The sequence below is a fragment of the Nonomuraea sp. bgisy101 genome (genome assembly GCF_057708945.1).
Genome location: NZ_JBYITD010000012.1, coordinates 274598 through 282924 on the forward strand (window position 1 = coordinate 274598; position 8327 = coordinate 282924).

The 8327-nt window shown below is 64.0% G+C and carries 4 protein-coding genes; all 4 read right to left on the minus strand.

All coding sequences use genetic code 11. From position 1 onward, the window contains the following. Positions 1 to 3: 3 nt before the first annotated feature. A complete protein-coding gene (locus AC3EO4_RS24325; RefSeq protein WP_431898001.1) occupies positions 4 to 2655 on the minus strand; it encodes an RNaseH domain-containing protein in 2652 nt (883 codons plus the stop codon). A 40-nt stretch (positions 2656 to 2695) separates the two neighbouring features. Next, positions 2696 to 5896, minus strand: a complete 3201-nt coding sequence (locus AC3EO4_RS24330; RefSeq protein ID WP_431898003.1) for an ATP-dependent DNA helicase — start codon at positions 5894 to 5896, stop codon at positions 2696 to 2698. Beyond that, a complete protein-coding gene (locus AC3EO4_RS24335; RefSeq protein WP_431898005.1) occupies positions 5887 to 7095 on the minus strand; it encodes a restriction endonuclease-related protein in 1209 nt (402 codons plus the stop codon). The genes AC3EO4_RS24330 and AC3EO4_RS24335 overlap by 10 nt, the downstream gene beginning before the upstream one ends. A gap of 987 nt (positions 7096 to 8082) precedes the next feature. Further along, positions 8083 to 8327, minus strand: a 245-nt coding sequence (locus AC3EO4_RS24340; RefSeq protein ID WP_431898007.1) for a transposase, incomplete at its 5' end; no start/stop codon positions are given.

Consider the following 8327-nt stretch of genomic DNA (forward strand, 5'->3'; position numbering starts at 1 on the left):
CCTTCATTCGTCGTGAGCGAGCAGTGGGGACTCTGGGTCGTCGGGGAGTTCGTCAGCGCGATACTCGGGATGATCGAGGTCCAGCTGGCGGGCGAGGTGCAGAGGTTCTGGATAGGTCGTCTGGCCGTCCCAGCCACTCGTCTGGCGGCACAGGCGAGCGGCGCTCACGGCCAGCGCTTCCATCGAGGTGTCGGGTAGTCGCCCGATCGGATATATCTCCAAGGTGTTCATGGAGTACCAGGTGCGACGGGTCGCTGGCCCATCCTCGACACCCCATCGGGTCGTGAACTCACCGAGCCGCCCCGAACCTGCCCCGTCGAATTGGACCGGCACTCGGGAGAGCCAGAACACCGGGTCACCGAAGTCCGTCTCGACCCGGAAGAGCCTGGTCGTGGTCCGTGATTCCGACCTGATCTGACGACCCTCAGCCTCAAGCCGTACCGCCGTGACGCTTACCGGCCGAGGCGTCTCACTCGGTTCCGCGTTGACACGAACCGTGGCGATGGGTCGCTGAGCAGCGGGGAGTGTCGCCCCAGGAAGCCAGGGACGATCCAGGTCTGGCGGTGCCCCCTGCCGGTTGTTGAACAGTCCCGGCCAGACGCCGCGGCTGGTGAACCCGTCAACATAGACCGCGTAGGGAATACCGCGGAGCCTGCTGTCTGTCAGCGTGCCCAGGGCATGTTCGACGATGCCCGCCAGGCGGACGAGCTCGTCATGGCTGCGGCTACCCCGTTCCAGCGCGACCGCGTGGAAGTGCGCGCATGCCAAGGGGTATGGCTCCCATTGCGGCCGGTCGCGATGCGCCCACGCCAAGGTCTTCCAGACGGTCTCGCCTCCACTGGGGGGCAGCAAGGCCGTGATCGTCACGACGAGCTTGGTCTTCCCCCCTCGCGTCTGCTTGTTCTGCTGCCGAATGTGAATCCCGATGTGCGCGACGTTGGACGCGAGATGCTCGCCGATCCGGACCCCGGCAAGGGCATGGGTGAACCGATCATCGGTCATGCCCGCGGAGCGAAGCAGATCGATCACTGCAGCCCGGGCGGGATAGTCCTCGTGTTTCGGCGGCTTCGCTCGCTTACGCTGCTGCTTGGGCTGATCAAGAAACTGGCTTACAAGCTGCAGGCGGGCGAGCAGCCGTCGCACCTGCGGTTTGGCGTCCTCGGCCTCCAGGCTTCTACGCCGATCGAGGAAACGTTTATAGGCTGCCCGCGCTTCTTGCTCGGATTCCGCCTCACTGTCCTCGAGCTCGACGCGCGCGCCGTGGTTGGAGTCCGTTTCGCAGAGGACGACTGTGAGGTCACCCGTCGCTGGATGCAGGACAGGGATCTGCTTCGCCAATGCAACTCGATCGACGGTGAGACCGTGGTCGAGAAGCTCCGGCGCGTGCTTGACGGCTACTCGGATCTGATCGGACACGGATACGACAGCTCCGTCGGCTGGGTCCTCATACAGTAAGTCCACGCCAAAGGCCGCGCCGAGTTCGGTCAGCATCCGTCTCCGGTTGACGTCCCTCGCCCAGAGGCAGACGACAGTCAGCGAGGCATGTCCATGGGTTCGCAAGGCGGCCGCGATGGCGCCCGTTTCGATCCGGCCCTGGCGCGGGGCCGGGAATCGTCCTTTGACGGCGCGTGTGCCGATCGGCTGGATCTCCGGAAAGACCTCGTGGACGTGCCGGTGAAGTGCCCGGTGAAAGTGCATCCCGACACCTCGGCCTATGGCGAACCGCCAGGACTTGGGCACGATTCCGCGTACTCGGCCGGGTTCTGCCGCGTTGATCGCGAAGTCCTGGAGGTCGAGCACGGCACGGTCCACGCTGAGGGCGGCCAGGGTCTGTGCAGCGGGCCGGTTGACGTGTCGGGCGATTCTCCCATCGAGCGAGAGCCGTACGAGGGGTGCTGCCGCTGTCTTCTGCTCGACGAGTACCGAACTGACACCGCGCAGCGTCGGGCTGATCCTGGTGGCGTTGCCCTCCAGTAGCAGGACCGGATGGGCAATGTTCGGAACGGTCTTCAACCGGGCGGTGATGCGCGCCATGGAGTGCCGAGGCTCGGATCGTTTGTCTTTCGAGCCAACAACCGGGCGGAGCACGGCGCCTGCCCATAGATCATCCCAGGCGTTGAGCGCGCCGCTGGTGTCGTCGCGCAGCCGTACAGACCTGCCGTCAATCTCCCATGGCTGGGCGGCCAGGGAGCGGGCGAAGGCCCAACCAGCAGTCGCGAACACCCACCCGGGCGGATTCGGCTGAGTACACCCTCCATCAAGAAACGTTCCAAGATGGACGCACTCCGCCGGCGTGGCGGCGACGATCTTCGCGAGGTCGCAGGGGCGTCCAAGGTCAGGTTCCTCCTCGAGCGAGAAGGCGCGAAACAGGGTGAACGCATCGAGGATGTCTTGATCGTCCAGGTCCATCTCGGTGACGAGTTCGCCCTTGCCGGGGTCGAAGTGAACATGTCCACCGAGCAGGCCGCGCAGCGCCAGCGAGATCGCGGAGTGCGCGGGTTGGACGTCCTTGCCACATGTGGCCTTGTACGCACTGTCGAAGGCCCACCACGCGCGCTGGAACTCCTCGGGCAGCCGTCTGATCTGGACCGTTCCGGCCAGGTCAGGGGTGAATCGGAAGGCCAGAACATTCAGTCGGCTCATGCTCTCAGGCATCAGCTACCGCTCCTCTTCGAGCGCTGGGTGTGGTGGGGGATCACTGAACATCCGTCGGATCGATTCCTGCGACGTCCTTGAGCAGAGAGGTCAGGGCCGATCCGTAGACGGATGCCATGTCGCGGCGAGTCTCGTCAGGCCAGGCTGCGTACATACGGCGGATGATGGTAGCCATGTCACTGCGCCAGCTCTTGTCGTGAATGGCATGGTCGACGAGGAAGAGCCGCATATCCGTGCCGCCGCGGCGGGCGCGGCCAGCGAGCTGGATGAGGTCGACGATGACTCCCGCGACTACTTCTTCCTGTAACTCGTCGTCCTGGTTGCGGAAATGCGGTGCCGCTCGCAGCACCTGGTAGAGCCGTTCACGTGAACGCCTCCGCGCCGCTGCCAGCATGTCGGCCGGACGGCCGGACGGCTCGACCCCCGTGTGTCCGGCGGCATTGACGCTGGCGAACATTTCCGCGGGATCCGACATCAGCGCGAGCGGGCGAACGCACAGGAAGATCGCCGACAGAGCGGATCGAATACCGACAACGATGTTCAGCCCGCGGGTGATACGGGCCATGGGAGCGATCAGAATGTCACCGTGCGCAGGGAAGTCCTCGAACTCATCCGCTGTGAGCGTGTTCACACCACGACGGAGAGGAAACCGTCCCATAAGTGCCTCGCGCCGTTTCATGTCCGCCGGGACCGCGACGCATAGGCCATCCCGGTAGCCGACCGCCTGCGTGATACCTCGCGCCAGGTCCAGACACTGCTCGTAGGAGTTCACGGCGAGCGCCACTCTCGCCCGATCCGCATCGTCGCGGCGCATCTCCTCAAGGAGGGGGACAAGGTGCGTCTCGAACAGCCGCTCCCCCATCTCTACCAGCTCGCCGCGTTTGGCCTGTTTGGGGAGGCCGGAGATCTGGATGTAGTCCGATCCACGCATCACCCGGCCGTCTCGGACCGTGATGGCGTCCTCCGCGGCGTCAGTCATCCACCAGGTGAGCGGCGAATGAACGTGTTCGCGGACCGCTCCAGGAAAGAATGCCGTTGCCGATAGCCCCAGCACGATCCGTTCGTGACCGCAGAGGGTGAGCGCAACCACCGAGCCGAGCTGGGCGGTGTACGCATGGGGGTCACCGGTGATCGTCTGCAGGGACAGCTCGGTGGAGCCCTCCGGATCGGTAAGACCGGCGAACCGGAAGCCCACCAGCGCATAGCCGAGGGGACCGTACGGAAAGGGCCCCCTGAGCGCGAAGGCGGCCAGTCCATCAACGAATTCGCGAGCCGATGGCAGATCCACCGAGCGCAGCCGTGAGGCCTCGCCCTGGAGCTCCCGAACGTGATGTTGGAGCGCGGCGAACCATGCTTTGAGAATCATCTGAGTGACGTGCTCGGCGCGTTTCTTCTTGTCGGATACGACAGGGCTCAGCAGATCGTTTAGCTTGATCCTCGCCTCATTCAGGGATTCCTCGTTCGGATGGTTGAGGAGCGCCTGGAGGATCTCCTTGGCTGGGGCGAGCGCTTCGGTGGTCGAGTCAGCGGACTGTGCATCGCGGTCGGGCTCGTAATCGGGGAACAGCGAGTCGAGTCGTCGATAGGTCTCGGGACTCACAGTGCTGTCCTCAGACACTCTGAATAAAGCCTCGATGAGGCTGCGGTCGTAAGCATTCGGGAGCTGCCACTTTGTGGTGTGAACCCCCTGGAGGACGCCAGGGAGCCGGAGCGCTCCGTCAGCGACGAAGTTGACCAGCTGGTCGGACAGCTCGCGAAGCCTGCTCAGAGCAGGCGTGATCCGCAGGGAGTCGCGTATCGGGATGCGGGCTCGATCGTCGTCGAGTCGCTTGAGAGGGATCTCCTCCCATCGTGCCCGGGATGACAACGTCATTTCACGGGCGCACACATCGACGGCTGTGGACTGAAACTGGTCGATCTCATCGACGATGACGACGTCGAAGACACTCAGCAGAAATTCCGCAGCAGCCATCCGGTCCCTGGGCCGGCCGTCGAGTTCCAGGGCTGTGTGCAGCTTGCCGCGAAGGAAGTAGTGATGATTGGTGACAACGACACACGCGCTCACCGCAGCCCTCGTCTGTGCGAACTTCGGGCAGGTCGGCTTCCAAGGACAGATACGGCTCTCTCTACCGCCTCTGCCGTCCGAACGATGAAGTTCACACGGCTCGGTCCCCGGCTTGGGGCGGGACACGGGATCGACCAGCTCCGACAGGGCACACCCGTATCCGGTGTGATCAAGGCGCCACCGGGTGCCTTCATCCCAGTCCGCTTCGACTCCAGCCCTCTCCGCTACTTTGACCGCCCGCTCGTGCAACCGGTTCGGAGACATGAGCGGCGTGCACTCGACCTCCACCTCGAGCAGGTCGAGATCGTCAGCGATCTCCCGTGCGGTGCCGAGACTGGATTCGATGGTGGGGACGATGACGGCCACACGGATGCCCCGCTGTGCGAGGTGGACGGCGAGCACTCGCATCAGCACGCTCTTACCCGTGCCGGTGGGGGCGTTGAGGATTCGGAGCAGCCCGCTCACCAAGATCAGGTCGTCCTTGAGCATTCCGTCCGCGGTGCGCAGGCCCGCGAACAGCTTGTCCAGGGTGGCACGGAGGTAAGGGGTGCGATCGGGTCGGAGGGTGTCGAGCCGCTCGGCGAGGGAGAGCAGCTCGGAGATCCGCACCTTCAAGTTCTCCCGGTACGGTGCCTTGGAAACTTCGAGGAGTGGCACGGTGGCGGCCACGGCATCGGGAAAATGCGGAATGGTGAGCTCGACGTTCTCTCCGGCACGTCCGTCCCAGGAACGCCGCACCCACCACGGGCCTGGCGTCGCGACCCGAAGCGCGCCACCCTTGGGCGGGCCGGTCTCCAGCTCTGCGAACAACCGCGCAGCAAACCCGGAAAGATCCCCGCCAAGTACCGGGCGGGCGCCCGTCCGGTCCTCGGTCAGCTGGAAAGAGTCAATCCTCGGGCTCTCCGCCGAAAGAAGGTGAAGAAGGGTACGGCCGAAGACCGTGGGATTGGCGAACCGCTCAGGTCGCAACGCCAGAAGGCGGCCAAATCCCTGTTTCTCCTCATAAGTAAGGCTCTCCCACCGGTCCCAGCAGTGCATCTGGCCTGACAGCAGGAACGCCGCGTCGACGAATCGAGCGATCTCGTCGTCGCCGTGGGGAAAGTATTGTGCCGCCAGGGTCAGAGCCAGCTCGGCCACCTTCAGCGAGGTGTCCGCCTCCACGCGCTTCACGGCCATGACACCCCTTGCTCCCTGCAAATCTCCTGAGCGAGCCTTGAGGCGGCGCGAACCTGCCACCCCATCGTTGCCAGCGCCCGCTCCAGCAGCTTCACCTGCGATTCCAGCCTGTCGGGTACTACAAGGTAGAGTCCGCTCCCTGGCTTGCCTTCACGTTCCAACCTGCGGATAAGCGCCTTGACCGAGATGACGTCTTTCACATCCACCTTCCAGACCCGTTTCGGCCGACCTTCCCGCTCGACGGTGATGTGCAGGTCGTAGGAGTCCAGTCGGGGCCAGAGATCCACGCTCACGCCTCTTTTGCCCAGCTCGTCGTGCAGGGCAAGCTCCAGCACGCCGGGCACCACGTGCGAGTGCCAGCATTCGGGACCGACCATCAGAGTCCGCCCCGCTTCGTGTATCTGCGCGTCGCCCGCTACAGGTGCGAGAGGACGACTGCGCGCGGGAACCGCTGGCGGTGGATGGATGCGAACGAGTTCCGGTGCGCCTTCACGATCGTCGTCACGAACAAAGCGGTAATCGGCACCCCGCTCCCGATGCCCTCGATCGTCGCAAGCGACCGCCGTAACGCCCTCGGCCGGACGTACCCGCATCGGCCAGCGGCAGATCGGACAAAGGAAACACCAGCGACCGTATCGGCGCTCCCCGGGAACGGCTACGTAGAGATCCTCGATCTCCTTGGGCATCGAGCGCATCGATCTCTGGATCCCTGCCGCATGGCGGACCACGAACTCGCGGCGCCTGACGTAAGCACGCTGGTTCTCGCCCTTCATGAAGAGTGCGTAGGCCTTGTTTTCGGCCAGTTCGTCGCGGAGCCACGGCCAGTACGCCACCTCACCCGACAATCGCGCGACGGCTCCGTACTCACCGTCAAGCGCTTCGAGCTCGACGTTCCGCTCGCCCGTCTCTGGGTCGATCGCAAAGATCGAACCGAGCCCGCCGTCCTCGCGGCCAGGCGGGAGTAGCCCCGCGACCGGACCTCGAACCAACTCTCGGAATTCGGCGAATCCAAGCGGTTGCGCGGGGCCGCGCAACGCCATCACTATCCCGTGCGCCTGGGTCAGCGCCACCAGCCGACGCTCCCCCTCCATAGCCGGCTCCGTCAAGGCATCAGCCGCGATGAGGGCCGCGTACAGCGCCATATACCGCACATGATCGTCGGAAATCCGGAATCTCTCCGCACTCACCGTGTTCGCCACATTACAACCGTACTCATGCGGTCCGACAAAACAGCTGCCACGCGGACCACCGAGATAACGAAAGAGATAAGCATGCTAGAGAAGGCAAATAAATCAGACAAAAGCCACAAAGTATCTAAATACCTATTTTTACGGTCAGCATCTCGGGTTTTGTATCATCAAGTAGATCTTTCAGAAGGAGTAGTAACCATCGAAGAATTCCTTGCATTCGTGGGCGCAAGTCTTGTGACAGATGTTGCCGAGCACCGAATCATCGAGCCACGCGACGAGGTTCATAGCCGGGCTCACCAGCTCCGACGATGTGTACCAGCCGCAAGCACGCCACTGATGGTGGCCAGTTGCGATTCCCCACTGACGGCCAGTTTCCGGGGAGATATCTGGCCACGAACTCGACTACCTTGAGTGTTCACCGCTGTAGCCCGAACCCACAGTCCTCCTCGCTGAGACGAGGAGCGAGCAGGTTCCTCCAGTCGGACCTCCACCAGCGATAGTCGGTGGCAAGGCGACCCGGCCCGCAGGCGCCCCAGGCGCCGAGGACAGGAAGCGCCGCGGCAGCCTTCTCTCGCTACGGAGTTCGCCGTCACACCACGTAGCGATCCTCACGCGACTCGATGGGGCATGTGGCCGCCAGCGGGGAACATCGTGGCCGCGAGTGGGGACCGTACTCGGCCGTACGCGGGTAAAAGATCTTGGCCGCTGTCACGCCACTCTTCTGAACGACCGCCCGGGAATGCCGAGCCCTGGCGAGGACGTCTATGGTCGGGTCCTGGAGGCATCTGCGCGCCAGGCCGAATGTGCCTTCGACCGGCGCCTAGCCTCGATCTTTCACGATCTTCGTTTGGTCGGCTGAGCGCTTCGGCTAGCGGTTGATTTCCTGATCGTGGTCAGCGCGTTGGCCCGGCTGTCGCGCCGGGCGGGCGAGGTTCCACGGTCACGTCCAGCGAAGTGGTGTATGAGTTGACCTTCGCGTGATCCTGTTTCAGCAGGTTAAGCGGTAAGTGTCTGCGGCAGCGGGTTCTGTGCCGGTGTGTCGCCCGAGATCAGCCGCATGCGAGTTTTCGCCAGAACGTCCAGGCCCATGTAGCGGCGTGCCTCGGTCCACTCATCGGTCTGCTCGGCCAACACCGCGCCGACGAGACGGACGATCGAGCCGCGATCGGGGAAGATCCCGACCACGTCGGTGCGGCGGCGGATCTCTTTGTTCAGCCGTTCCTGCGGATTGTTCGACCAGA

Excerpts from the sequence above, each read along its gene's own strand:
- AC3EO4_RS24325 (WP_431898001.1), bottom strand. The coding sequence starts at position 2,655 with ATGCCTGAGAGCATGAGCCGACTGAATGTTCTGGCCTTCCGATTCACC.
- AC3EO4_RS24330 (WP_431898003.1), bottom strand. The coding sequence starts at position 5,896 with ATGGCCGTGAAGCGCGTGGAGGCGGACACCTCGCTGAAGGTGGCCGAG.